Genomic DNA, 23,859 nt, shown 5'->3' on the forward strand with positions numbered 1-23,859 from the left:
TCAAGCTCTCAGACATCGGATTGATCCGCCGCGCGCGCCTGGGCGCCTGCCATGACCGACGCGGCGTCCCTGCTGAAGGGAACGGCGCAGGCGAACGCCGCGCTGCGCCTCACCATAGCAGCGGGTTTTTCGCGCGGCGCGGTCGCTATTCCCTTCGCCTGGCTGCTGTCGGAGGCGATTTCGACGGCCGCATTCGGCGGCGCCGATCTCGCGGCGCTCACGCCCACGCTCCTGGGCCTGGCGGGTCTCGTCGTCCTGCGCGCGCTTTTGACTTATGTGGCGGAGCGCGCCGGGTTCGCCGCCTCGGCGCGGGCGCGATCCGCGCTGTTCCATCACCTTCTCGACCATGTGCGGGCGCTGGGACCGGTGCGCCTCGCCGGTTGGCCGACTGGCGAACTGGCCGCGCTGCTGACCGACGCTGTGGCGGCGACCGACGCCTATTGGCGACGCTATCTGCCGGCGCGCGCCGCCAGCGCCGCTCTGCCAGCCCTCGTGCTGCTGGCCGTCGCCTTCGCCGATTGGCGCGCCGCGCTGGTGATCGTCGTGGGCGCGCCGGTCGCGCTGCTGTTTCTCGTGCTGGCGGGACGCGGCGCCGAGCAGGCGAGCCAAAAACAATGGGCGCGCCTGCTGCGCCTCGGCGGCCATCTGCTCGACGCGATCCAGGGCCTGCCCGAGCTGAAAATCTTCAACGCGTCGCGACGCGAAATCGCGCTGGTGCGAAAAATGGCCGACGCCTATCGCAAGGACGCCATGGCGGTGCTGCGCATCGCCTTCCTGACCTCGCTGGTGCTGGAATTTTTTTCCGCGCTCGCCATTGCGCTGGTCGCCGTGCTGGTCGGCTTCCGCCTGCTTTGGGGCGAACTCGATTTCCACACCGGCCTGTTCGTGCTGCTGCTCGCGCCGGAATTTTACGCGCCGACGCGCGCGCTCGGCGCGGAACGCCACGCCAAGATGGAGGCGCAGACGGCGGCGGACAAGATGTCTTCGCTGCTGAGCCAGACGGCGCCCGACACGCCCGCGACGCCGACGCCCGCCCCAACCCGAGACATCGCCCTGCGTTTCGAGGATGTGCGCTTCGCCTATGGCGACGGGCCGCGCGCGCTCGACGGCCTGTCCTTCGAAATAGCGGCGGGCGAGACGGTCGCGCTCGCCGGACCGAGCGGCGCCGGCAAGAGCACGGTGTTTTCGCTGCTGTTGCGCTTCATCGAGCCGGACGGCGGGCGAATATGGGTCAATGGCGCGCCGCTCGCCGCCTTCGATCCGCGCGCATGGCGCGGCCGCATCGCCCATCTGCCGCAACGCCCGCATTTCTTCGAGGGCGACGTGACCGAAAATGTCGCCATGGGCCGCGACGCCGGAGCGGCTGTCGAGGCCAGCGTCAGGGAGGCGCTGGCGCTGGCGCGCGCGAAACAGCTGGCCGTCGGCGCGCCCATCGGCGAAGGCGGCGCCGGCCTATCCGGCGGCGAGGCGCAGCGGCTGGCCCTTTCGCGAGCCTTCTATTCTCCCGCCCCGCTGGTCCTGCTCGACGAACCCACCGCGCATCTCGACGTCGACACCGAGCGAGACCTCCGCGCCAGTCTGGCGCGGCTGTGCGCGGACCGCACCGCGCTGATCATCGCCCACCGGCTCGCCACCGCCCAAATGGCCGACCGGCTGATCGTGCTCGACCGCGGCCGGGTGGTCGAGACAGGAACGCACGCGACCCTGTTGGCGGCGGGCGGGTTTTACGCCCGCATGGTCGCCCCCGACCTCGCTGCCGCCGAGGGGGCGGCGCGATGAAAAACCTGCTGCGCCTGCTGGCGCTCTATCGCCCCTACGCGCTTTGGATCGCCGCGTCGCTGCTCGTGTCGCTGGCGAGCCTGCTGGCCAATATCGGCCTGCTCGCCGTCTCCGGCTGGTTCATCACGGCCATGGCGGCGGCGGGGCTCGCCGGCGCGACCATCGATTATTTCACCCCGGCCGCCCTGATCCGGGCGCTGGCGATCCTGCGCAGCGGCGGACGCTACGTCGATCGCCTGATCAGCCACGAAGCGACCTTTCGCCTGACCGGCGGACTGCGCGGCCACCTGTTCGCGCGTCTTGAGCCGCTTGCGCCGGGCGCGCTGGCGGACCTGCGCTCCGGCGACGTCACCGAGCGGTTGCGCGGCGACATCGAGCGCCTCGAACATTTTTTCCTGCGCATGGTGTCGCCGCTGATCGTCGCCTGTCTCGTCGGCGCCTGTCTCGTCGCCGCGCTGGCGCCATGGAGCCGCGAGATGGCGCTCGCCGCGGCGGCGATTTTCCTGCTCGCCGGCGTGGCGGCGCCGGCGCTCGCCGCGTTTTGCGGCCGGGCGCCGAGCCGCGCTTTGGCGCAACACTCGGCGCAACTGCGCGCGCGCCTGAGCGACGACCTCAAGGGTCTGGCGCCGCTGCTGGCGACGGGAGCCGACGCGCGCCATTTCGCCGCGCTGGAGCGGACAATGGCCGAGTTGCTCGCTGCCGAGTCGAAAGTCGCGCGCATCGGCGCCCTTGGCCAGGCCTGCGTCGGCGCCACGGGCGAACTGGCCGCGCTCGCGATCCTGGCTCTGGGTGCCCCAATGTTGCGCGATGGCGCGCTCAAAAGTCCCGACATCGCCATGGCCGTTCTGGCGGCGCTCGCGGCGCTGGAAGCCTTCGCGCCGCTCGCGGGCGCGTTCGGCGGCCTGTCCGGCGCGCTGACCTCCGCCGATCGCGTCTTCGCCCTGATCGACCGCAAACCTGTCGTCGCGGAGCCCGAAAGACCGGCGGCGCCGCCGCAACGCTTCGACCTCCGTTTTCGCGCGGTGTCGCTGACCTATCCCGGCGCCTCGCGTCCGGCCCTCGCAGGGATCGATCTCGACATTGGCGAAGGCGCCCGCGTCGCCTTTGTCGGCGCGAGCGGCGCGGGAAAATCGAGCCTCGCCGATTTGCTCGTCCGTTTCCGCGACCCCAGCCAGGGCGAGATCCGCCTCGGCGGCGTCGCGCTGCAAAACCTGTCCGGCCGTTTCCTCCGCTCGCGCATTGTGGTCGTCCGGCAGGATCCGCATCTGTTCGCCGCGACGGTCGCCGAAAACTTGCGCCTCGCCCGGCGGCGCGCCAGCGATGACGAACTCTGGGCCGCGCTCGCCTGCGTCGGCCTTGCGGAAACCATTGGCGCGCTGCCGCTTGGCCTTGAGGCCCCGGTCGGCGTCGCCGGGGAAAAGCTTTCGGGCGGACAGGCCAAGCGCCTCGGCCTCGCCCGCGCGCTGCTGAGCGACGCGCCGATTCTGTTCCTCGACGAGCCCACGGAAGGCCTCGACCCCGAAACCGCGCGACAGGTCCTCACCGCCTTCCTCAAGCGCGCGGAGGGCCGCACGCTGCTGATCGCCACCCATCGCCCGGCCGAAATGGCCTTGATGGATCAGGTGATCACGCTCGACGACGGCGTCATCTGTCGCGCGCGTCGCGCCTCGGACTGAAGCCGGTCTATCTGGCGGCCATGCGGGGCTCTGGGAGAAAATGAAACAGGCGTCGCAGCGAAGGGCGCGATCCCGAGGGCGCGACAATCGCGAAGGGCCAGAGACGCGCCGCCCTCGCGTTTCCCGGCGCTTCCGCGCGCAGGCCAGAATCGGCGCGTTCGCCGAACCGAAAAGAGTATGCGGTTCAGCCTTTTGATCGGTCGCGGTCGCCATCGAACAGCCGCATGATTTGAGTGGCGGTTCGTCCGGGGAATCGCTCCCGGCTCGTCTTCGCCCCCCAATGAAGTTGCGCCGGCGTGAATGGCCCGCTCCAGTGGAGTCACAGCGCTGGGGCGGGTTTTTATGCGGAGCCGCGCCTCTGCTTGCGCCAAGCGCGGCAAAACCCTAAAACCTCGCCTCAAGCGAGGGGAAAAATGTCCGAATTCCAGCCGAAATCCGATTTTCTGCGCGTGCTCACCGAGCGCGGCTTCATCCATCAATGTTCCGATCTCGCCGGCCTGGACGAAAAAGCCGCCAGCGGCGACCTGATCGCCTATATCGGCTTCGACTGCACCGCCCCCTCGCTGCATGTCGGCTCGATGCTGCCGATCATGATGCTGCACTGGCTGCAAAAGACTGGCAACAAACCGATTCCGCTGATGGGCGGCGGCACCACCCGCGTCGGCGACCCCTCCGGCAAGGACGAGAGCCGGAAGATGCTCACCATCGCGCAGATCGACGCCAACAAGGAGTCGATCAAGAAGGTTTTCGAAAAATTCCTGACCTTTGGCGCGGGAAAAACCGACGCGGTGATGACCGACAACGCCGAATGGCTGACGACGCTGAACTACATCGATTTCCTCCGCGATGTCGGCAAGCATTTTTCCGTCAACCGCATGCTGGCGATGGACTCGGTCAAACTGCGGCTGGAGCGCGAGCACGAGCTGTCCTTCATCGAATTCAACTATATGTGCCTGCAGGCCTATGATTTCGTCGAATTGAACCGCCGCTACGGCTGCCTGCTGCAAATGGGCGGCTCCGACCAGTGGGGCAATATCGTCACCGGCCTCGACCTCGGCCGCCGCATGGGAACGCCGCAGCTTTACGCCCTGACCTCGCCGCTGCTGACCACCGCGTCCGGCGCGAAAATGGGCAAGACCGCCGCGGGCGCGGTCTGGCTCAACGCCGACATGCTGCCGGTCTATGACTACTGGCAGTACTGGCGCAACGCCGAGGACGCCGATGTCGTCCGGTTTCTCAAGCTTTTCACCACCTTGCCGATGGACGAGATCGCCCGGCTCGCCGCCTTGCAGGGGGCTGAGCTCAACGAGGCCAAAAAAGTGCTGGCCAACGAGGCCACGACGTTGTTGCATGGGCGCGAAGCCGCCGAGCTTGCGGCCGAGACGGCGCGCAAGACGTTTGAAGAGGGGGTGTTGGCGGACAGCCTGCCGACCGTGGCCGTGGCGGCGTCCGAGGTGGCGTCCGGGATGGGCGTGCTGACGGCCTTCGTCAAGGCGGGGCTCACCCCGTCGACCGGCGAGGCGCGGCGCCAGATCAAGGGCGGCGGCCTCAGGCTGAACGATTCCGCGCTCACCGACGAGCGCTACGCGCTCAGCGACAAGGATTTTGTCGATGGTTTCGCAAAACTGTCCGTCGGCAAGAAGAAGCACGTTCTGCTGAAGGTGGAGTGATGCTCAGGGTCGGCCGCATTTTTGTTGACGAAAGCGAGATCGCTTTGTCGTTCATGCGGTCGTCCGGCGCCGGCGGCCAGAACGTCAACAAGGTGGAGACCGCCGTCCAATTGCGCTGGAACGTGGCGGCGTCCCCCGGCTTGACCGAGCGGGTGCGCGCCAATGTGATGGCGCTGGCGGGGCGGCGGCTGACCAAGGACGGCGTGCTCGTGCTCAACGCCCAGCGGTTCCGCACGCAGGAACTCAATCGCGCCGATGCGCTTGAACGCCTTGCGGAGCTGGTGCGGGAGGCGGCAAAACCGCCGCCGCCCGTGCGCCGCGCCACGCGGCCGACCAAGGGCTCGGTGGAGCGGCGCCTCGAAGCCAAGAAGACGCGGTCCTTGCACAAGCAGGGCCGAAAGTCCGTCCTCGACCGGGACTGACGAACCGAGGGGTGAACAGTGAGCCCGCGAGCCCGAATTCTTGTCGTCGAGGATGAGGCGCTGGTCGCCTTCGCGCTCGAAGAGATGCTGAGCGACTTCGGCTATGACGTGGTCGGGCCGGCGCCCAACGTTCAGGCGGCGCTCAAACTGGTGGGCGACGAAAAAATCGACGCGGCCATACTCGACGTCAATCTCGGCGGCGAAACCGTCGAACCCGTCGCCGAGGCGCTGGCCGCGGTCGGCGCGCCCTTCGTCTTCACCACCGGCTACAGCAGCGCCTCGGCGCTGCCGCCGGCTTTCAAGGACCGCCCGTCGCTGAACAAGCCGTATCAGCCAGAGGCTCTGCGCGAGGCAGTGGCGCGGCTGCTGGGCGACTGAATCCCCTCTTCGGTGGAACGCGTCGCGGACCCGATTGGCCCGACGCGCCAGCGCCGATTTCGACGCGGTGCGGCGGGGTGTGAAGATTTGCAGCTCAAGTGTTTCATATTTAGGCAAAAAAGATTACAGTGAGGCATCCGGCCGCGTAAGATCGACCCGCGCGCCGAATCTGGCGCGAGGATGAACAGGCGAATGCAACGAATCCTGGTGATCGAAGACGAGTTTTTCGTAGCAGCCCATATCGAACATGTCCTGGAAGGCGAAGGGGTTGAGGTGATCGGGCCGGTGGGGTCGCTGCAAGAGGCGATGCAGCTGGCGTGCAACGAAGCCGTGGACGGCGCGCTGCTGGATGTGAACATCGACGGCGGGCGGATCGACGCTGTCGCCGAAATCCTGGCGCGGAAACAAATCCCGTTCGTGTTCGTCACCGCCTATGGGCGGGACAATCTTCCGCCGGCGCATCGCGGCGTGACCATTGTGGAAAAGCCGTTCACGGACGCGGACCTGATCCGCGAGGTGCGGCGGTTCGGGGTGAATTGAGGGCAAACCCTTCTCCCCATCGCCGGTCTTTAGACGGGCGTTCTGACGAACGCCCTGCGGCGGGAGAAGGAAGAAGCGCCGCCGCTTCGCCTCACACGGAAGCCTGCGCGATCGCCTCCAAAAACACATCTCCGTAAAGCGCGATCTTGCGCTCGCCGACGCCGTGGATGCCGCGCAGCTCGTCCAGCGACGCCGGGCGGCGCTCCGCCATGTCCAGCAGCGTGCGGTCGGCGAACACCATGAAGGCGGCGATGCCCTGGTCGTTCGCCAGTTCGCGGCGCAGTTTTCGCAAAGCCTCGAAAACCTTGCCGTCCCCCGTTGCGACATCCTCGAAATCCCGCCCTTTTCGCAAGACGGGTTTTGTTGCCCCTTTCTCGCGCGGCGGGTCGGCGCGCAGCACGAAAGTTTCGCGCCCGCGTAAAATGGCGTCGCCCTTTTCGGTCAGCGCAAAGCCGCCGTGTTCGGCGCTGGCGGTGCGCAGGGCGCCGGCGGCGAACAGCTGGCGAAAGGTCGAGGTCCATTCGGCCTTGCTGCGGTCGGCGCCCACGCCAAAAGTTTTCAGCTCGTCGTGACGGTTGCGGCGCAGCGCCTCGCTGTCAGCGCCGATCAGCAGGTCTGACAGGTGGTTCAGGCCGAAACGCTGTCCGGTGCGATAGACGGCGGCCAGCGCCTTTTGCGCCTCGACCGTGCCGTCTCGCGTCAAAATTTCGCCGCGACAAAAATCGCAGGCGCCGCAAGGCTCGGATTTTTCGTTGAAATGGGCGAGCAGCAATTGACGGCGGCAGGCCACCGCCTCGCACAACGAGGCCAGCGCGGAAAAACGCGCGTGCTCGACCCGGCGGCGGTCGTCCGAAAGGTCTTTTTCGTCGATCTGGCGGCGGCGCAGCGCCATGTCGTCGAGGCCATAGAGGCATAAGGCTGCGGCGGGCAGGCCGTCGCGGCCGGCGCGGCCGATCTCCTGATAATAACTTTCGATCGATGACGGCATGTCGGCGTGGGCGACGAAGCGCACGTCCGGCTTGTTCACCCCCATGCCGAAGGCGATGGTGGCGAAGGCGACCACGCCGTCGTCGCGCAAAAAACGGTCCTGGTTGGCGTTGCGCCGCCCCTGTTCGATTCCGGCGTGATAGGCGAGCGTATCAAACCCCTGTTCGGCGAAGAAATCGGCGAGTTTTTCCGTCCCGGCGCGCGAGGCGCAATAGACGATGCCGCTCTGACCCCGGCGCACATTGAGAAAGCGCAACAATTGTTTTCGCGGCTGGTCCTTGGCGGCGAAGGCCAGCGAAATGTTGGGCCGGTCGAAGGAATGCAGAAAAATTCTTGGCGCGCGGTCGAACAGGCGTTCGGCGATTTCCGCTCGCATGGCCGCGTCGGCGGTGGCGGTGAAGGCGATGGCCTGGACCGCGCCGAGCTTTTCCACGCTCTGCCGGATCAGGCGATATTCCGGGCGGAAATCATGGCCCCATTCGCAGATGCAATGGGCTTCGTCCACGGCCACGCGCGAAATTTTTCCGCGAGACAGGGCTTCCGTCAGGCCGTTCATGGCGAGCCGCTCCGGCGACACGAACAGCAATTTGAGCGATCCATCGCGGATCTGCCGCCACGTCTCCCCCGACTCCTCCTCGCTGCTTTGCGAATTGAGCGTGGCCGCCGGCAGGCCGAGCGAACGCATCTGCCCGACCTGGTCGCGCATCAGCGCGATCAGCGGCGAGACCACAAGGGTCAGGCCGTCGCTCATCAGCGCGGGGAGCTGGTAGCACAGGCTTTTGCCGGAGCCGGTGGGCATGACGGCGAGCACCGGCGCGCCCGACAGCACGGCCTCGACGATCTCCCCCTGGCCCGGACGGAAATCGTCGAATCCGAACACTTTTTTCAAGGCTTGGCGGGTCGCCAAAACATCGCTCATGCGCTGTCCTTCCAGCGGAAAAGGTTTGAGACCCGGCCGTTGGCGACTTCAAAAAGGTCGGCGCGTCCGAAAAGATCGGCGAAAAGAGCGGAATCCGCCCCGGTCATCCAGATCTGGCCGCCGAGCGCGTCGAGCGCGTCGAACAGCGCGCGCCGCCTCAAGGGATCGAAATGCGCGGCGATTTCGTCGAGCAGGACCAGCGGCGCGATGCCGCTCATCGCCGCCACCAGCCGTGCATGGGCGAGCACCAGCCCGACGAGCAAAGCTTTTTGCTCGCCGGTGGAGGCGCGCCGCGCCTCGCACATTTTGGGACCGTGGCGCACGCAAAAATCGCTGGCTTGCGGGCCGATCAGGGTGCGCCCGGCGGCCGCGTCGCGGGCGCGGCTGTCGCGCAGCAGCGCGCGATAGGCTTCCTCGGCTGCGAGCGCCGGGTTTTCGGCGACCAGCCGGTCGATTTCGCCTTCGAGCGCGATGTCGGCCCAGGGGAAGGGCGAGGCTTCGTCCGATGTGGCGGCGATCAGGGCGGCGAGACGCTCGACGGTTTCGCGCCGGGCGCTGGCGACGGCTATGGCGAGTTCGGCGATCTCGCGCTCGGCGGCGTCGAGCCAGATTTTCTCCGAAAAGCGCTCTTCCAGCAGACGGTTGCGGCTCCGCAGCGCCCGCTCCAACCCGCTGACCCGCGCGCCATGCTCGCTGTCCACCGCCAGCACCAGACGGTCGAGAAACCGGCGGCGGTCGCCGGCGGGGCCGGTGAACAGGCCGTCCATGGCGGGGGTGAGCCAGACGATGCGGATGTGGTTCGAAAAATTTTTGGCGGAGCCGATGGGCTCGCGATCCAGGCGAAATCGTCTTTGCGCCACGCCCTCGATTCGCTCAAGGCCCGCCCCCATCTGCACGGGGCCGCCGGCCTCGCCCTCAAGCTCCAAAGACACGGCGAAACCGCCGGCGCCGCCCTCGCGCGCCATGTCGGACATTTCGGCGCGGCGCAGGCCCCGCCCCTGAGCGAACAGGGAGAGGGCTTCAAGCAGGTTGGTTTTTCCCGCCCCGTTGTCGCCTGAGAGGGCGACGAGTTTCGCCCCGGTTTTCAGGTCGAGCGCGGCATAGCAGCGGAAATCGGCCAGCACGACGCGCCGCGCTTTTGGCGCGCGCTGGAGGGAATCGTCGGCCACAAAAGTCATGGGGGCGTTGTAGCGACTCATCGGTCCCGGGAAAACCATGCGTTGCGACATCGCGTCACGATGCGGAAAGATTAAGAAGGCGTATACAGGCCAACGATTACCAATGCGCCGCGCCTCAAATGTGAGCAGGCTCGCGCCACGTCCCGGAGGCCCGCATGACTCTGCCGCCCGTCCCCACCACCGATGCCGACGAAGACAAGAAGCCGCGTCGCGCCGCCTTCCCGCCGGCCGGTCCGCACGCCCGCCCGGAACTGACCAATTGGGACGCCTGCCCCGGCTGCGGCGCCCTGCCCGACGAAATGGAATTCGGCTTCGAGACTGATCCGGGCGCCGGCTGAGGTTTTACGACCGCTCGCGAAAAAACCGCATCATCTCGCGGCTGGCGTCGGGGCCGCGCGGATCGGTGAACGAACCCGACGCGCTGCCGCCCGACCAGGCGTGCCCCGCCCCGTGCAACACCCAGTGCTCGTGCGCCGGGCGCTCCGAACCGTCCTCGTAGACGATGCGGGTGTAGCGCATGCCGCCTTGGGACACGCCGCCCTCCACGCGCGGTTTTTGCGCGCCGTTTCTGGATTGCGCGATGACGTGATCGCCATTGACCGGATTCACGGTCCTGTCGCCATCGCCATGGAAGACGATGGTCGGGACGGCATGGCGTCGTGACGAGGGCGCGCCGGTCTTCATGGCGGCGAGCGCCGAAGGCAAGTCGCGCGCCGCGCCGCAGGCAAGGCCCGAATGCACGCCGATCCCCTTGAACACGTCGGGATATGTCGCGCCGAGCACCGCCGCCGCCGCGCCGCCCGCCGACAGGCCCGCGACATAGACGCGCGCCGGATCGACGGCGAGGTCCGCGACCAATTCACGCGCGATTCCCGCGATCAACGAGGGCTCGCCCTGGCCGCGCTGCTGGTCGGCCTCGTTAAACCAGTTCCAGCATTTTGAAACGTTCGCGGACTGGGCCTGCGCGGGATAGGCGACGAGAAAGCCTTGCTCCTCCGCCAGTTCGTTCATGCGGGTGCCCAGGGCGAAATCGTCGGGCGACTGCGTGCAGCCGTGCAGCATCACCACCAGCGGCACGGGCTTTTGGCCATAGCCCGAGGGAATGTAGAGCTTGTAGTTTCGACGCCCCGCCGCGCCCGTGTGAACCCGCGTCTCGTAACTCGCGCCGCTCGGCACGGGGACGGGAATTTTTGGCCCGCGCCCGACGAGGCCTTCGAGGCCGCTCAGGCCATCGCCAAGCCGGTCGCCGAGGCCGTGCAAAAAATGCTTGGCGCCCCGGAGGTCCAAAGGCGCGGCGTCGCGCGCGAGGCCGGGCAGGACGTCCTTCAATTGCGCCATCGCCTCCTTGAGACGGCCGGAGCGGGTGAGGCGGGTCGCCTCGGTGAGGTCGAATTTGGGAAAACGCGGCATGCGCCTGTCCTTCTAAAAGTTAGAGCAGACGGTCGCGCAGCGCCGCCTTGACGTCCGGGCTGGCCTGCAAGGCGCCCAGCACCTTGAGCGAGCCGATGGTTTCGCGCGCCAATTCCGGGGACACATCGGGGTCGATGGTGGCGAGCCCGAGCACCTGGATGTGCAGCATCTGGCCGGCGGCGCGCGCCGCCTCCAATTCCTGCCGGCCGAAGCGGCGCAGGCCGAGGTCAAGCTGATGCCGCGCCACCGACTGCTTGAGCGCATCGGTGTGGCGGTCGATCTGGTTGCGGATCGCGGTGCGGATGAAATCCGTGCGGTTGGAATAAAACCCCTCCTTCACCAGGAGGTCGATTTGCCCGAGGTCGACATAGCCGAGATTGATGGTGATCTTCTCGCTGTCGGTTTTCGGGCGAAGGTCCTGAACATTTCCTGCCATTTTTCCATCCCTGGGCCATCCGTATGGATGGTAAATGGGAGTGGATGGCGATGGGCGCAAGAGCGGGCGGGGCGATTTCTTGGGTTCGGCCTTGCCCTGTCCGCACCCATCATACGGTTTCCGCAAGATCGCTTCGCGATCCGCGAAAACGAAATCGCGCGGAAATCCTTCAGGCGAAGGGCGGATTTCCGCGCGAGCGGAATACGATTTCCGAACTGATCCTTCGGAAATCGTATCAACCGTCATGGCCGGGCGTCGTCCCGGCCATCTACGCCGGGCCGTGAGACGCGCAGCCGGGCGCGTCAGGCGAGGTCTTCTACAGGTCTCGCCAGGACTCGTTGAATTCCACGATCAGTCGCGCCTTCCACGCTCGCGGCCAGTGCTTGATGTTTTTCTCGCGCTGGATCGCGGCGACGATGTCGCCGTGGCGCTCGTAATATACGAGGCGCGCAAGTCCATAGTGCTTGGTGAAGCCGTCACACGCGCCAGTACGGTGCTGATGAATGCGGCGCGCCAAGTCCGCAGTGACGCCCGTGTAAAGCACGCCGTTCGGCTTGTTCGTGACGATGTACACCCATCCGCCCTTCATCCCTGCATGGTGAACGGCGTGGATGCCCGGGACAAGCCCGGTCATGACGGTGGAGAGGGTGCGGCGGGACGGCGCGGAGCCGGGCGCTAAGGATAGCCGCCCTTAATTCGCGAACCTGAAATGCAGCACATCGCCGTCGGCGACCGTGTACTCCTTGCCTTCCAGCCGGAATTTACCGGCTTCACGCGCGCCCGCCTCGCCGTTGCACGCCACATAATCGTCGTAGGCGATGGTTTCGGAGCGAATAAACCCCTTTTCGAAATCGGTGTGGATCACCCCCGCCGCCGCCGGGGCTTTGGTGCCCTTCTCGATGGTCCAGGCGCGGGCCTCCTTGGGGCCGACGGTGAAATAGGTGATGAGGTGCAGCAGGCCGTAGCCGGCGCGGATCACGCGGTTCAGGCCCGGCTCCTCAAGGCCGACGGCTTCCAAAAAGTCCTTTTGCTCGGCGGCCGGCATCACCGCGATTTCGCTTTCGATCTGGGCGGAGACGACGACGGCCACCTCGCCCTCTTCTTCCGCCCGCGCGAAAACCTTTTGCGAGTGCTCATTGCCCTTGTCGGCGGAGGCTTCCTCCACGTTGCACACGTAGAGCACAGGCTTGGACGACAGCAGGCCGAGCTGCGAAAAAACCTTTCGCTCCTCGGGCGCACGCTCGACCAGACGCGCCGGTTTGCCCTCGCGCAGCAGCACGAGGCAGCGGTTGACGAGATCGAGGAGCTCCTTGGACTCCTTGTCGCCGCCCTTGGCCTTCTTTTCCAGGTTGTTGACGCGCTTTTCCAGCGAGTCCAGATCGGCGAGCATCAGCTCGGTCTCGATCGTGTCGATATCGCGGATCGGATCGACCTCGCCGTCGACATGGGTGATGTCGCCGTCGACAAAACAGCGGACGACATGGGCGATGGCGTCGCATTCGCGGATGTTCGCCAAAAACTGATTGCCAAGACCCTCGCCCTTGGAGGCGCCGCGCACCAGGCCGGCGATATCGACAAAAGTGAGGCGGGTCGGGATGATTTCCTTGGAGCCCGCGATTTTGGTCAAGACTTCCAGGCGCGGGTCGGGCACGGCGACGTCGCCGACGTTGGGCTCGATGGTGCAGAAGGGATAGTTCGCCGCCTGCGCCGCCGCCGTCTGCGTCAGAGCGTTGAAAAGCGTCGACTTGCCGACATTCGGCAGGCCGACGATGCCGCATTTGAAACCCATTTGAGCGCTCGCGTGTGGGAGGATTGACCTGCCTATGCGGCGCTCGGCCGCAAAAGGCAAGGGGGCGCGATCTCTTGCTGAAACATTGCCGCAATTGTGATTTACCGATGGGGCATGAACAGGACGCTCGCTCTTTCCCTCCTCGCGCTGGCGCTTGCGACCGGCGCCGCCCAGGCCGGCTGCCCGCGCGGCCAGATCTACCGTGTGTCGAAGCACGCGTGCATCGACCACGACGAAGCGGTGAAGCTCGGCATCGTCCACGGTCCCGCGCATAACGCCGACAAGGCGAAGCCGGAGGCCGAGGCGGCGCAGGAGCCGGCGCCTCAGGACTCCGCGAGCCCGGCGAGTCCGCCGGCGGCGGCGCCCGAACCGCCCGCCGTCGCCGAACAGCCCGCGGCCGTCCCCGAGCCAGAGGCGACGCCCTCGGCCGCGCAGGTCAAAACGGTGCGCACGGTCAAGATCACGGCGCCCAAGCCGGCGGCGCCCGCTCCCGGCGACCCCGCCGCGGTGAAGACGGAAGCGTCGGCCGCGAGCCCGTTCGGCGCGCTCGACCCCGGCGGCGTCCCGATGTCGCAGCCGCGATGAGTTCGCCCGCTTGCGCGGAGCGCGGAATCGTCTAGTTATGCGCCCATGACGCAAGACATCTGCCCCTGCCGAGTCCGCGAGGACGACAAACGCGAATTCGCCGCCTGCTGCGGTCCCTATCTCGCCCGCGCCGCCGCGCCGCCCACGGCCGAGGCCCTGATGCGTTCGCGCTACAGCGCCTTCGTCAAAGCCGACATCGATTATCTCGAAGAGACGCTCTCCGAGGACCAGCGCGCCACCTTCGATCGCGAGTCGACGGAGAATTGGGCCAAGTCGGAATGGCAGGGCATCGACATCCAGGAGACCGAAGAGGGCCTGGAAGGCGATGAAGCGGGCACGGTGACCTTCACCGCGCATTTCATCCACAAGGGCAAACCGCTCCCGCACAAGGAAAAATCCCGGTTCGTCCGCGAGGGCGACGACCGGCGCTGGTATTTCGCCGGCGAAATCAGCATCAAGAACGCGCCGGTGGTGCTCGGCAAGCAGCCCGGCCGCAACGACCCCTGCCCCTGCGGGTCGGGCAAAAAATTCAAGAAATGCTGCGGGGCGGCGGCCTAAATCCCCTCATCCGGCGCTGCGCGCCACCTTCTCCCGCAAGGGGAGAAGGATTCGCTTCCGCTGCGCTCGGAAGATAAAATCAGGGGTCGGTGAATCCGCCTGCTTCCTTCTCCCCTTGCGGGAGAAGGTGGCCCCGAAGGGGTCGGATGAGGGGTTTTACGGCTTCCCCTCCTTCGCCGCGCGCAACGCGGCGACGATCTTGTCGATCTTATAAGGTTTGCCGACGATCGGTTTTCCCGCGAAGGCCAGGGGCAGGTCGAGATCGTCGCCATGGCCGCTGGCGAAAACAAACGGTTTTCCGCGGGCTTCGAGCTCACGGGCGACCGGGATCACGTTTTCCCCGCCCAAGGAATAATCCAGCAGGGCCGCGTCAAACGTCTCGTCGAGCGCATCGAGCGCCGAATTGACCGTGCCGCAGATGCGCACCACGATTGCGCCCGCCTCGCCCAGCGCGGCGGCGAGTTGCGTCGCCACCATATGCTGGTCCTCGACGATCAGCACGCTGAGCGGCTCGGTCTGCGCATCGGGCGCCCAGGCCTCGTGGTGGGCCGGCAGCACCAGCCGCAGGCGCAGGGCCAGGGCTTCAGCGAACAGTTCCAGCGCCGCGCGCAGGCCGAGGCTGGGGAAGCGCGGCTGGCGGCCGAGGCCCGCGATCATGGCGAGACGCAATCCATCCGACGCCACCGGCAAAAAGGCCGCGGAACGGAAGCCGGCGTCCCGCAGCCATTGCCGCAGCGGATCGCCCGGCGCGCGCAGCGCGGCCATGCCGTCGTCGAGCGGCAGCATGTCCGGCGCGGAAATGATCGCGATTTCGGGCGCGTCAACATCCCCCAGCGCGTAGAGCCGGCGCCCCGGCCAGAAGGCGTTCAGGCTTTCCGGCGCGGAGGGCGGCGCGCCCAGGCGCCGGTAGGTCCCGGCGACGCGCACGCTATCGGCCTCCAGCAGCAGAAAAAAAGTCTGTTCCGCATCCAGCGCCGCGCCCGCGAGCATGGCGGCGCGCTGGCCAAGTTCGTCGGGATTGCCGAGTTCTTCAATCCGGTCGATCAGCGCGGCGGCGCGGTCGAGCGCCGACAGGCCGCTGTGGAGGTCGCTGGGCTCCAGCTCCAGCACCATTTCCTCGCCGTTGAAATGGACGGCGGCGTCGAAGGCGAGGTCCACGTTGGGAAAGCGGCAGCCCGACACCAGCGCGGGGCGCGCCGGCGCGGCGAAGCGTGACAGCAGGTTGCGCAGCCGGTGCGATTCTTCGGAACCGAGCAGGTCGCGCAGCCGCGCGCCGACAAAAGGTTCGGACCAATGCGGAAAGATTTCGGCGAGATTGGCGGAATGACGACGGATGATCCGGGCCTGATCGTCGCATGCGATCAGCCAGCCATGGGTCTGAATCGCCTCGCCCGGCTCCGCCATATCAAATCCTTTTGATTTGCCGAGCTGCGACTATAGCGCGAATCGCGACGGCGACCAGAGCGGAGTTTGCCCAAATCAGCCGCGAATGCCCACGCGCAGCCCCGGCGCCGGGCGCTCCTGCAGCACTTCCCGGCGGAATCGGAACAGGGCGGCGGGGCGGCCGCCGGTCGCGTGCGACATTTGCCCTGTCGGCTCGACCACGGCGGACGCTTCAACCAGCCGCCTAAAATTCTGCTTGTGCAGATGCCGTCCGGAAATGGCCTCCACGGTGGTCTGCAATTCGGTGAGGGTAAAGGTTTCCGGCATCAGCTCGAAAATGACCGGGCGGTACTTCAGCTTGGCGCGCAGCCGGCCCATGGCGGTCGCTAGAATCCGGCGATGATCCGCCTCCATGCTTTCGCCGAGCAGCGGGGTGTCATAAAAAGCCGGCGCGGGGTCGCGGCCGTCGCGCACGCTTTCCTCGACGAGGCCGGCTTCGTAAAGCAACTCGTAGCGGTCGAGAACGTTTTCCTCGTCAAAACGCTCGCCTTCGTCGCCGAACAGGGCGCGGACGCGCTCGGCGCGGGTCAGGCCGCGCTTCAGCGGGCCGCCGTCGCTATGTGCGACAAAAGCGCGCAGTCCGGGCATGATCGCGGAGTCCAGCAGGCCGGGCCGGCCCTGCCGCCAGTCCTCCCAGGGAAAGAAGCGGTACCATTCGCGAAAGCCCGCGCCGGGGGCGATGGCCTCGCCGGTTCCCGACAGCCGCGTCAGCGCGAGATAGCCGACGGAGACCACATGAGGGGTGCGGCTCTCGGCGCGGCTGTGGCGGCCACGATCGCCGAACGTGTAGAGCTGCTCGACATAGCCGACGGGCGCGCCGGTCTGTTCGGCGACCCAGGCGCGCAGGCCGATTTCGAACGTGCGGTGATTGACGGGGTCGAACGGGCCAGACGGCAGCGCCGCCGCCGCCGCCCCGGTGGCGGCGCGCGCGACCAGAATGAGCGGCGCGTCGCCTCGCAGCGCGACAATGGCGGCGGTGAGGCCGATTTCGACGGCGATGGGGGGACGGGCCTCGTTCATGGGTTTTGCGCCCGAGAAATGGGAGCCCGCACTTTTGGGCCGTCATGGCCGGGCTTGTCCCGGCCATCCACGCCAGCATGGAACGCATGGCGCTGCAGAATGGGCTTTATCGTCCGTCCAGTTCTAAAGCGTGGTCGCAACGGCTCGGCGTGGATGCCCGGGACAAGCCCGGGCATGACGGCGTTCGTCTTGGCGATCAGGATGCGCATGCCATCTTCATAGCGAAAATTTTGACCGGGCGGTTAGAGACGCCCCTCGATTTCGGCGAATTTCCCCAAGAACTCGGCTTGCGCCGTTTCGGGCGCGCGCGGCGCGAACAGCGGCGCGACCCGCTCCAACACGATTTTTGGCGCGCCGAACAGGGACTTCGCTTCCTCCTCGGCAAAACCGGCGTAAAGCGTGGCCTCGAAATAGGCGGAGATGCGGTCGGCGGATTTGGTGATTTTCGTCAATGCCGCCGGCGCCTCCGGCTTGAGCGAAAACCGTTGCAGGATCGCCCGCGCCAATCGCGATTCGACCTCCACATAGACCCCGCCCAGCGCCGCCTTGAACGGCGAGATCATGTCGCCGATCACATATTCCGGGGCGTCGTGCAGCAACGCGAACAGCAGCCAGCGCGCCGGGGCGCCGGGGTCGAGCAGGCGCACGATCTCCGCCACCGCCACCGAGTGCTGGGCGACGGAGAAAATCTGGCCGCCTTGCGTCTGGCCGTTCCACCGGGCGACACGCGCGAGGCCATGGGCGATGTCCTCGATCTCCACGTCCAGCGGCGAGGGGTTCAAAATGTCGAGACGGCGGCCCGACAACATGCGCTGCCAGGCTCTTGCGGGTTTTGAGCTCACGACTGGCAGGCCTGATGGCGCCAGCACTCCACCAGATGGTCGTTGACCATGCCGACCGCCTGCATAAAGGCGTAGATGATGGTGGGGCCGCAGAATTTGAGCCCGCGCCGCTTGAGGTCTTTCGAAAGTTTTTCCGACAGCGGCGTGGCGGCGGGGACTTCGGCGAGGGTGCGGAACTGGTTCACGATGGGGCGACCGTCGACAAATCCCCAAAGATAGTTCGAAAACCCCTGGGCCGCCTCGATTTCGAGATAGGCGCGCGCGGAGGCGACGGCGCCGGTGATCTTGGCGCGGTTGCGCACGATGCCGGCGTCCTGCATCAGGCTCTCGATTTTCACCTGATCATAGGCGGCGATTTTCAGCGGGTCGAACCCGTCAAAAGCATTGCGAAAATTGTCGCGTTTTCGAAGAATCGCGATCCAGGACAGGCCCGCCTGAAAACCGTCGAGCACAAGTTTTTCGTAAAGCGCGCGCGAATCGCGCTCGACCACGCCCCATTCCTGGTCGTGATAGGCGAGATAGGCGGGGTCGAACCCCGGCCAGGGGCAGCGGCAAAGGCCGTCCTGGTGCAGGATCGCCCGTTTCTTTGACTCGTCGTTCATGGGACAGATTTAGAACATGTCATGGCGGGAGAAAACCCAAGCGCGCAGAACCGGCGGGATCGCCGCGTGTTGCGCAAGCGCGGGCAGGCCTCGCCGTCGTTGTCCTGTGCGGGCGACTCCAGCAGCCTATGCGATCGTCTTATTGCGTAATTACGAATAATCGAATATATTATCACCAGTCGATAGCAATGAGGTTGGCGATGTTTTCCGATTGGCCCAAGGCGACCCAGACCCTTTCCGCCATGCTGCGCGACCTGCGCGGCGGGGCGGCCTCCGACACGATGAAGAGTTTTTCGGCCCTGGCGCAGACCGCGACCAAGGCGGGCGCGCTCGACGCCAAGACCAAGGAGTTGATCGCGCTCGCCATTGGCGTCGCCACGCGCTGCGACGACTGCATCGCCTTCCACACCAAGGCCGCCGCGGCTCTCGGCGCGACCCGCGAGGAGGTCGAGGAAACCCTGTCCATGGCGATTTACATGGGGGCGGGTCCCTCGGTGATGTATGCGAGCCACGCGCTCCAGGCGTTCACCCAGTTTTCCGAGCCGAAGGCGGGTTGAGTTTCGTGGACCGCCCTCGCCCTTCGAGACGGCGCCTGCCGCGCCTCCTCAGGGTGAGGGCTGCTTATAGGAATCCGCCTCATGGTGAGGAGGGCGCGTCAGCGCCCGTCTCGAACCATGGCCATGTGAACGGCGCCTTCGCCGCTCACGCCGGCCGCAACTCGGTCTCGCCGCTCTTCAAGGGCAGGCCGGCTTGCGCCGCCTCTTCGACGCGATCGAGGCGCAGCAGGGCGAGGCCGACGCCATTGGCGCTGGAGCCCATCGTCCCCACGGACTTGTCGCCCGCCGTGATGGGCGCGCCGGGCGCGGGCGCGGCGCCGTCCAGCAACAAAACCTTGGTCACCCGCGTGCGAACCGTGCTGCGGTAGTGCATGCGCGCCACCACCTCCTGCCCGACAAAACAGCCCTTTTTGAAATCGACGCCGTTGAACAGGTCCATGTCGGCCTCGGCGGGAAAGGCGTCGCCATAGGCGAAATCGACCCCGCCCTCGGGAATGCCAAGGGCGATGCGGTGCGCGGCATAGTCGGCCGCGCCGTGGTCGCCGCCGAGGGTCAACAGGGCGGCGTCGGCTCCAGCGGCGGGGACGATCAGGCGCGCGCCCATCTCCGCGTGACGCGAATCCGTCGCCCCCTCCCCGACCGGGCCGCCATAAAGCGCGATGACAACAAAATCGGCGCCGACATTGGCGATCTCGACCTTTGCCCGCAATTTGTAGAGGGTGAGGCGCTTGGCCAGTTCGGCGACCTTGTCGGCCTTCACGTCAAGCAGCAGCGCGTCGCCGTCCACGCTCATCAGGAAATCGAACAGGATTTTGCCCTGCGGCGACAGCAGCGCCGCCCAGCGCGCCTCGCCCGGCTCCAGCGTCAGGACATTGCCGGTCACCAGACCCTGCAGGAAGCCGCGCGCCTCCGGTCCGCTTACCCGAACCAGGCCGCGATCGGAAAGTTTCGCCGCTTTCATGTCCCCTCCCCCACACTATATTTTTGACTGTTGCGCCGGCGCGCGGACGCGCTTAAGCCCGACCATAACGCACTTATGCAAAGTTTGGTCCGCGACCCCTGAAAAAATCGGAGAACGCCCTTGACGAGCTATGACCTGATCCTGCGCGGCGGAACGTTGGTCAACCAGGACGGCGTTTTGCCGCGCGACATCGGGGTTTTGCGCGGAAAGATCGCGTTTATCGGCGATCTCTCCACCGCGTCGGCCGGCGAAGTCGTGGATTGCCGGGGCCTGCACATCCTGCCGGGCGTCATCGACAGCCAGGTGCATTTCCGCGAGCCCGGGCCGGTCCACAAGGAGGATTTGCAGACAGGATCGGCGGCGGCCGTGCTCGGCGGCGTCACCGCCGTATTCGAAATGCCCAACACCAACCCGCTGACCACGACGCCCGAGGCCGTCGCCGACAAGGTTTCGCGCGCCACCGACCGGATGCATTGCGATTTTGCCTTTTGGGTGGGCGGAACGCACGACAACGCCAGGCACGTCGCCGAACTGGAGCGCCTGCCGGGCGCAGCGGGCATAAAAGTGTTCATGGGCTCGTCCACGGGATCGCTGCTGATCGCCGACGACGAAGGCGTCGCCGAAGTCCTGAAAAACATTCGTCGCCGCGCCGCCTTCCACAGCGAGGACGAGGCGCGGCTCAACGAACGCATGGGCGAGCGCGTCCCCGGCGACGCCGCCTCGCATCCGGTCTGGCGCGACGAACTCACCGCGCTGACCAGCACAAGACGCCTGATCGCTCTGGCGGAACGACACCGGGCGCGCGTCCACGTGCTGCACGTGACCACGGCCGAGGAAATCGAATTTTTGGCGGGGCACAAACATATCGCCAGCGTCGAGGTGACGCCGCACCACCTCACCCTCAGCGCTGACGATTACGCCCGGCTGGGAACGCTGATCCAGATGAACCCGCCGGTGCGCGCCGCGCGCCACCGCGACGCGCTGTGGGCGGGCCTCCAACAGGGCGTGGTGGACGTGCTCGGCTCCGACCACGCGCCGCACACGCTCGAGGAAAAGGCAAAGCCCTATCCCGAGAGTCCCTCGGGCATGACCGGCGTGCAGACCCTGGTTCCCACCCTGCTCGACCATGTCAATTCCGGGCGGCTGACGTTGCAACGTTTTGTCGACCTCACCAGCGCGGGACCGGCGCGGCTGTTCCAGATCGCTGGAAAGGGCCGGATCGCGCGCGGCTATGACGCGGATTTCACCGTGGTGGACATGAACCGGGTCGAAACGATACGCAACGACTGGATCGCCTCGCGCTGCGGCTGGACGCCCTATGACGGCAAAACCGTGAAAGGTTGGCCGGTCGGCACGTTCGTGCGCGGCGCGAAAGTGATGTGGGAGGGCGAACTTTTGACGCCCGCCACCGGACGGCCGGTGAGGTTTCTGGAGGCGCTCTGACCCGGTCCACGCTCTCCCGGGGCTCTTCGGTCAACCCACGGATGTCATGCCCGGCCTTGCGCCGGGCCTCCGCGCGGCGCCGCGTGGAGATGGCCGGGACGCGCCCGGCCCCGACGACATCGGGGTGCATGGCTTTCGAGTTGGGCTTGCAATGGCGGAATCGGCGCTTTCCCGGACAGCCGTGCGCAATTCCGCGCGGAAGCCGCGTCGTCAATTCACCGCGCCGCGCGGTTCGCGCGCGCAAACCCGCGCCAAAACCGACCGCAGCTGCGACGCCGTCACCGGCTTGTGCAGCATTTCGGCCTCGCTCGCGCCGATCTCGGCGATGCGTTCCTTGGCGGTGTCGCCGGTGAGGATCACCGTCGGCGTCTTCGCCCCGGCGCGGCGCGCCAACGCGCGTGCGGTCTGCAATCCGCTCATGCCCCGCCCCAGGCTGTAATCGAGCATATGGGCCACAAAAGGCTCGTGCGCCTCCGCCAGCGCGAGCGCCTCCTCGCCGCTCGCCGCCGTCACCGTTTCATAGCCCCAGTCCCGCAGCATGGCTTCGAGGCCGTCGCGGACGATGGCGTTGTCCTCGACGACCAGGATGCGGCCCTGGCCGGGCGCGCTCGGCTCGGGCGCCGCTGTCTTGGCCGCGAGCGGGGCGGCCGCCGGCAGCACCAGGGAGAATCGCGAGCCGCGCCCGGGCGTCGACGCCAGCTCCACCGTCGCGTTCATCAGCCGCGCCACGCGCGACACGATGGCGAGGCCGAGGCCGAGGCCTTTTTCCATGTCCCGCCCGGGATTGTCGAGCTGGACGAACTCCATGAAAATTTCGTCCCTACGCTCGGGCGCGACGCCCACGCCGGTGTCGACCACGTCGATGCGAACCCGGTCGCCGCGCCGGCGCGCCCCGACCAGCACGCCGCCCGTGTGCGTATAGCGCAGGGCGTTCTCGATGAGATTGCGCAGCGCGCGCTCCAGGAGCGTCTCGTCGGCGAGGACGAAGCGTTTTCGCGCGCCGATGCGGAATGTCAGGCCGCGTTGCGCGGCCTTGGTCGCGTATTCGTTGGCGAGACGCCCGAGCATCTCGTCGAGATCGACGGAGACGAGGCTTGGCGCGATCACGCCGGCGTCGAGGCGCGAAATGTCGAGGATCGCGGTGAGCAGATTGGAAAGCCCGTCGAGCGCCCCCTGCATGCGCTTCACCGTCTCCTTCGCCTTGGGCAGGTCCTGCACTTGCCGGCCGATCATCGAGAGATAGAGGATCAGCGCCTGCACGGGCTGGCGCAGGTCATGGCTCGCGGCCGCCAAGAACTTGGACTTGGCCTGATCGGCGCGCTCCGCCCTGCTCTTGGCGGCGACCAGCGCGTCGCGCGCGCGAACCCGCGCGGTGATGTCGAGATTGGTGATAAAAAGGCGCGCGTCCCCGTCCGCGCGGACATTGGCGGCGCTTTCGATCCAGCGGATGCGCCCGTCGTCGCCGATGACCCGCAGTTCGACCCCCGACCTGGGCACGGCGCCGCGCCTCTGCGCGTCGAGAAAACGCACGTGGTCCCCGGGATCGATGTGGGCGACAAGTTCGGCCTTGATGTCGTTCGCACTGGCGCCCGCCTTGGGCTGGTAGCCCATCACCTCGGCGAAATTGTCGCCCAAGCGGATCGCGGGACGGGCGAGATCGATTTCGATATAGGTCAGGCCCGCCGCCGCCATCGCCTGCCGCAGCCGTTTCTCGCTGTCGCGCAACTCCTGGGCCACCAGCATGAGCGGATTGCGCACGCTGCCCACCACAATGGCCTTGTAGAGCGCGTAAAACGAGAAAATCTTGATGATATGGCCGAGTTCGTTGAGCGCGTCGTCCATGAGGGGCGCGGTGTAGAACGAGAAGCACAGCTCCATCATCATGGCCGCGACCAGCCAAATGCGCAGCAGGCGAAAAACATCCGCGTCAAACAGCGCGCGCCGCCGCTGCAAGATCACGAGAGCGGCCGTGTAAATGGCGATGATGACGAATTCGCTGGCCACCTTGAACGGCGTCAGGCCCTGACCCGCGATGAAGCAGACCGGAAAGCTCTTGTAATGGAAGATGGAGAGCAGGAAGGCGGCGGTGATGGCGAAGCCGATCAGGAACACCGCCGCCGCGCTCACCTTGAGGCGCGCGTTCAGGGTCAGCAGTCCAATGAACGCCGCGCTGGATTCGAGATAGCGCGCGGCGACCCACAATTGCGGCGCGTAATAGTCGTAATCCGTGAAAATCGGCATGCCCTTGTAGGCGAAGGCGTGCAAAAGGTCGATCAATCCGACGAACACGTAGGTCACGCCGATGATCTTCAAAAAGTTGTTCTGGCTGATGTCCTGGGTGGTGGCGAGGATGACGAAAATGTTGAAGCAAATGCAGGCGGCGAAAAATTCGACGGCGGTGTGAAACAGCAGATAGTTGTATGCGCCCGCCAGATGCGCGAGGGCGGCGCCGAAAGCCAGCGCCGCCCATTCCAGCGCGGAAAACGCCCGGATCGTCGCGACGATCTCGCTGGAAGCGGAGGTTATGCGCGGTTCGGGCAAGGGCGCCTTTCTGAAGAGCCGGCGGTCCAGCCGGCCTCACTTTGACGGAGATTAGGCGTCCAGGCGGCGCCGCGCAACGGCGTTCACCCAGGCAAATCAAGGGGTAGGCTTGAGCTTGACTGC

Annotated in this window: 23 protein-coding genes; 11 read left to right on the forward strand and 12 right to left on the reverse strand. The window is 66.6% G+C overall.

Going from position 1 to position 23,859, the window contains the following annotated elements; all coding sequences use genetic code 11:
- Window positions 1-51 precede the first annotated feature (51 nt).
- From cydD to GJ654_RS08510, 6 genes are all read left to right on the forward strand, one after another.
- Window positions 52-1,779, forward strand: coding sequence for a thiol reductant ABC exporter subunit CydD (cydD, locus tag GJ654_RS08485; protein ID WP_155445718.1), 1,728 nt, complete (start codon window positions 52-54; stop codon window positions 1,777-1,779).
- Complete coding sequence (cydC, locus tag GJ654_RS08490) at window positions 1,776-3,455, forward strand: thiol reductant ABC exporter subunit CydC (protein ID WP_155445719.1); 1,680 nt, start codon at window positions 1,776-1,778, stop codon at window positions 3,453-3,455. Before cydD ends, cydC begins: the two co-directional genes overlap by 4 nt.
- 413 nt (window positions 3,456-3,868) lie before the next feature.
- Window positions 3,869-5,125, forward strand: a complete 1,257-nt coding sequence (gene tyrS / locus GJ654_RS08495) for a tyrosine--tRNA ligase (RefSeq protein WP_155445720.1) — start codon at window positions 3,869-3,871, stop codon at window positions 5,123-5,125.
- A complete protein-coding gene (arfB, locus tag GJ654_RS08500) occupies window positions 5,122-5,547 on the forward strand; it encodes an alternative ribosome rescue aminoacyl-tRNA hydrolase ArfB (protein WP_425540379.1) in 426 nt (141 codons plus the stop codon). The genes tyrS and arfB overlap by 4 nt, the downstream gene beginning before the upstream one ends.
- 18 nt (window positions 5,548-5,565) lie before the next feature.
- Window positions 5,566-5,925, forward strand: coding sequence for a response regulator (locus GJ654_RS08505; RefSeq protein WP_264586140.1), 360 nt, complete (start codon window positions 5,566-5,568; stop codon window positions 5,923-5,925).
- 192 nt (window positions 5,926-6,117) lie between these two features.
- Window positions 6,118-6,465, forward strand: coding sequence for a response regulator (locus GJ654_RS08510; RefSeq protein ID WP_196305475.1), 348 nt, complete (start codon window positions 6,118-6,120; stop codon window positions 6,463-6,465).
- A gap of 91 nt (window positions 6,466-6,556) precedes the next feature.
- Here GJ654_RS08510 and recQ read toward each other — a convergent pair whose 3' ends face one another.
- Both recQ and recF read right to left on the reverse strand, forming a co-directional pair.
- Entirely contained in the window at window positions 6,557-8,371 is a 1,815-nt protein-coding gene (recQ, locus tag GJ654_RS08515; RefSeq protein WP_155445722.1) for a DNA helicase RecQ, read from the reverse strand.
- Window positions 8,368-9,549, reverse strand: a complete 1,182-nt coding sequence (gene recF / locus GJ654_RS08520; protein WP_155445768.1) for a DNA replication/repair protein RecF — start codon at window positions 9,547-9,549, stop codon at window positions 8,368-8,370. Before recF ends, recQ begins: the two co-directional genes overlap by 4 nt.
- 155 nt (window positions 9,550-9,704) lie before the next feature.
- On the opposite strand from recF, the gene GJ654_RS08525 reads away from it, so the two are divergent.
- Window positions 9,705-9,887 carry a hypothetical protein gene (locus GJ654_RS08525; RefSeq protein ID WP_155445723.1) on the forward strand — a complete coding sequence of 61 codons (183 nt, stop codon included), beginning with the start codon at window positions 9,705-9,707 and terminating at the stop codon, window positions 9,885-9,887.
- 4 nt (window positions 9,888-9,891) lie between these two features.
- Here the strand turns inward: GJ654_RS08525 and GJ654_RS08530 are convergent, their stop codons facing one another.
- The 4 genes from GJ654_RS08530 to ychF form a co-directional block, all read right to left on the reverse strand.
- Complete coding sequence (locus GJ654_RS08530) at window positions 9,892-10,959, reverse strand: extracellular catalytic domain type 1 short-chain-length polyhydroxyalkanoate depolymerase (protein WP_155445724.1); 1,068 nt, start codon at window positions 10,957-10,959, stop codon at window positions 9,892-9,894.
- A 19-nt stretch (window positions 10,960-10,978) separates the two neighbouring features.
- On the reverse strand, window positions 10,979-11,395 hold the full coding sequence (locus GJ654_RS08535) for a CopG family transcriptional regulator (RefSeq protein WP_155445725.1): 417 nt from the start codon (window positions 11,393-11,395) through the stop codon (window positions 10,979-10,981).
- 316 nt (window positions 11,396-11,711) lie between these two features.
- Window positions 11,712-11,969, reverse strand: coding sequence for a GIY-YIG nuclease family protein (locus GJ654_RS08540; protein WP_425540380.1), 258 nt, complete (start codon window positions 11,967-11,969; stop codon window positions 11,712-11,714).
- Window positions 11,970-12,086: 117 nt separating this feature from the next.
- Entirely contained in the window at window positions 12,087-13,184 is a 1,098-nt protein-coding gene (ychF, locus tag GJ654_RS08545; protein ID WP_155445727.1) for a redox-regulated ATPase YchF, read from the reverse strand.
- Window positions 13,185-13,298: 114 nt separating this feature from the next.
- Here ychF and GJ654_RS08550 point away from each other — a divergent pair, with 114 nt between their 5' ends.
- Together GJ654_RS08550 and GJ654_RS08555 are read left to right on the forward strand one after the other, a co-directional pair.
- Window positions 13,299-13,769 (forward strand): hypothetical protein, encoded by a 471-nt coding sequence (locus tag GJ654_RS08550; protein ID WP_155445728.1) that lies wholly within the window; start codon window positions 13,299-13,301, stop codon window positions 13,767-13,769.
- A 45-nt stretch (window positions 13,770-13,814) separates the two neighbouring features.
- Window positions 13,815-14,327, forward strand: coding sequence for a YchJ family protein (locus tag GJ654_RS08555; protein ID WP_155445729.1), 513 nt, complete (start codon window positions 13,815-13,817; stop codon window positions 14,325-14,327).
- 156 nt (window positions 14,328-14,483) lie between these two features.
- Here GJ654_RS08555 and GJ654_RS08560 read toward each other — a convergent pair whose 3' ends face one another.
- From GJ654_RS08560 to GJ654_RS08575, 4 genes are all read right to left on the reverse strand, one after another.
- A complete protein-coding gene (locus GJ654_RS08560) occupies window positions 14,484-15,731 on the reverse strand; it encodes a response regulator (protein WP_155445730.1) in 1,248 nt (415 codons plus the stop codon).
- 75 nt (window positions 15,732-15,806) lie between these two features.
- Window positions 15,807-16,790: an NUDIX hydrolase gene (locus GJ654_RS08565; protein ID WP_155445731.1), complete on the reverse strand. Its 984-nt coding sequence runs from the start codon at window positions 16,788-16,790 to the stop codon at window positions 15,807-15,809.
- 242 nt (window positions 16,791-17,032) lie between these two features.
- Window positions 17,033-17,599 (reverse strand): YfbR-like 5'-deoxynucleotidase, encoded by a 567-nt coding sequence (locus tag GJ654_RS08570; RefSeq protein ID WP_155445732.1) that lies wholly within the window; start codon window positions 17,597-17,599, stop codon window positions 17,033-17,035.
- A 29-nt stretch (window positions 17,600-17,628) separates the two neighbouring features.
- Window positions 17,629-18,234 carry a DNA-3-methyladenine glycosylase I gene (locus tag GJ654_RS08575; RefSeq protein ID WP_155445733.1) on the reverse strand — a complete coding sequence of 202 codons (606 nt, stop codon included), beginning with the start codon at window positions 18,232-18,234 and terminating at the stop codon, window positions 17,629-17,631.
- 200 nt (window positions 18,235-18,434) lie between these two features.
- Between GJ654_RS08575 and GJ654_RS08580 the strand changes: the two genes are divergently transcribed.
- The gene (locus tag GJ654_RS08580) at window positions 18,435-18,791 is read left to right on the forward strand and encodes a carboxymuconolactone decarboxylase family protein (RefSeq protein ID WP_155445734.1); all 357 of its coding nucleotides are present in this window, start codon (window positions 18,435-18,437) and stop codon (window positions 18,789-18,791) included.
- Window positions 18,792-18,936: 145 nt separating this feature from the next.
- Here GJ654_RS08580 and GJ654_RS08585 read toward each other — a convergent pair whose 3' ends face one another.
- Window positions 18,937-19,752 carry a YgfZ/GcvT domain-containing protein gene (locus GJ654_RS08585; protein WP_155445735.1) on the reverse strand — a complete coding sequence of 272 codons (816 nt, stop codon included), beginning with the start codon at window positions 19,750-19,752 and terminating at the stop codon, window positions 18,937-18,939.
- A 120-nt stretch (window positions 19,753-19,872) separates the two neighbouring features.
- On the opposite strand from GJ654_RS08585, the gene GJ654_RS08590 reads away from it, so the two are divergent.
- The gene (locus GJ654_RS08590; RefSeq protein ID WP_155445736.1) at window positions 19,873-21,195 is read left to right on the forward strand and encodes a dihydroorotase; all 1,323 of its coding nucleotides are present in this window, start codon (window positions 19,873-19,875) and stop codon (window positions 21,193-21,195) included.
- A gap of 210 nt (window positions 21,196-21,405) precedes the next feature.
- Here GJ654_RS08590 and GJ654_RS08595 read toward each other — a convergent pair whose 3' ends face one another.
- Entirely contained in the window at window positions 21,406-23,736 is a 2,331-nt protein-coding gene (locus GJ654_RS08595) for an MASE3 domain-containing protein (protein ID WP_155445737.1), read from the reverse strand.
- Window positions 23,737-23,859 lie beyond the last annotated feature (123 nt).

This window comes from Rhodoblastus acidophilus (assembly GCF_009720655.1).
GTDB classification, from domain to species: Bacteria; Pseudomonadota; Alphaproteobacteria; order Rhizobiales; family Beijerinckiaceae; genus Rhodoblastus; species Rhodoblastus acidophilus_A.

Coding starts and splice junctions, on each gene's coding strand:
- cydD (WP_155445718.1), top strand. CDS start 52: ATGACCGACGCGGCGTCCCTGCTGAAGGGAACGGCGCAGGCGAACGCC.
- cydC (WP_155445719.1), top strand. CDS start 1,776: ATGAAAAACCTGCTGCGCCTGCTGGCGCTCTATCGCCCCTACGCGCTT.
- tyrS (WP_155445720.1), top strand. CDS start 3,869: ATGTCCGAATTCCAGCCGAAATCCGATTTTCTGCGCGTGCTCACCGAG.
- GJ654_RS08510 (WP_196305475.1), top strand. CDS start 6,118: ATGCAACGAATCCTGGTGATCGAAGACGAGTTTTTCGTAGCAGCCCAT.
- recQ (WP_155445722.1), bottom strand. CDS start 8,371: ATGAGCGATGTTTTGGCGACCCGCCAAGCCTTGAAAAAAGTGTTCGGA.
- recF (WP_155445768.1), bottom strand. CDS start 9,549: ATGACTTTTGTGGCCGACGATTCCCTCCAGCGCGCGCCAAAAGCGCGG.
- GJ654_RS08525 (WP_155445723.1), top strand. CDS start 9,705: ATGACTCTGCCGCCCGTCCCCACCACCGATGCCGACGAAGACAAGAAG.
- GJ654_RS08530 (WP_155445724.1), bottom strand. CDS start 10,959: ATGCCGCGTTTTCCCAAATTCGACCTCACCGAGGCGACCCGCCTCACC.
- GJ654_RS08535 (WP_155445725.1), bottom strand. CDS start 11,395: ATGGCAGGAAATGTTCAGGACCTTCGCCCGAAAACCGACAGCGAGAAG.
- ychF (WP_155445727.1), bottom strand. CDS start 13,184: ATGGGTTTCAAATGCGGCATCGTCGGCCTGCCGAATGTCGGCAAGTCG.
- GJ654_RS08550 (WP_155445728.1), top strand. CDS start 13,299: ATGAACAGGACGCTCGCTCTTTCCCTCCTCGCGCTGGCGCTTGCGACC.
- GJ654_RS08555 (WP_155445729.1), top strand. CDS start 13,815: ATGACGCAAGACATCTGCCCCTGCCGAGTCCGCGAGGACGACAAACGC.
- GJ654_RS08560 (WP_155445730.1), bottom strand. CDS start 15,731: ATGGCGGAGCCGGGCGAGGCGATTCAGACCCATGGCTGGCTGATCGCA.
- GJ654_RS08565 (WP_155445731.1), bottom strand. CDS start 16,790: ATGAACGAGGCCCGTCCCCCCATCGCCGTCGAAATCGGCCTCACCGCC.
- GJ654_RS08570 (WP_155445732.1), bottom strand. CDS start 17,599: ATGTTGTCGGGCCGCCGTCTCGACATTTTGAACCCCTCGCCGCTGGAC.
- GJ654_RS08575 (WP_155445733.1), bottom strand. CDS start 18,234: ATGAACGACGAGTCAAAGAAACGGGCGATCCTGCACCAGGACGGCCTT.
- GJ654_RS08580 (WP_155445734.1), top strand. CDS start 18,435: ATGTTTTCCGATTGGCCCAAGGCGACCCAGACCCTTTCCGCCATGCTG.
- GJ654_RS08585 (WP_155445735.1), bottom strand. CDS start 19,752: ATGAAAGCGGCGAAACTTTCCGATCGCGGCCTGGTTCGGGTAAGCGGA.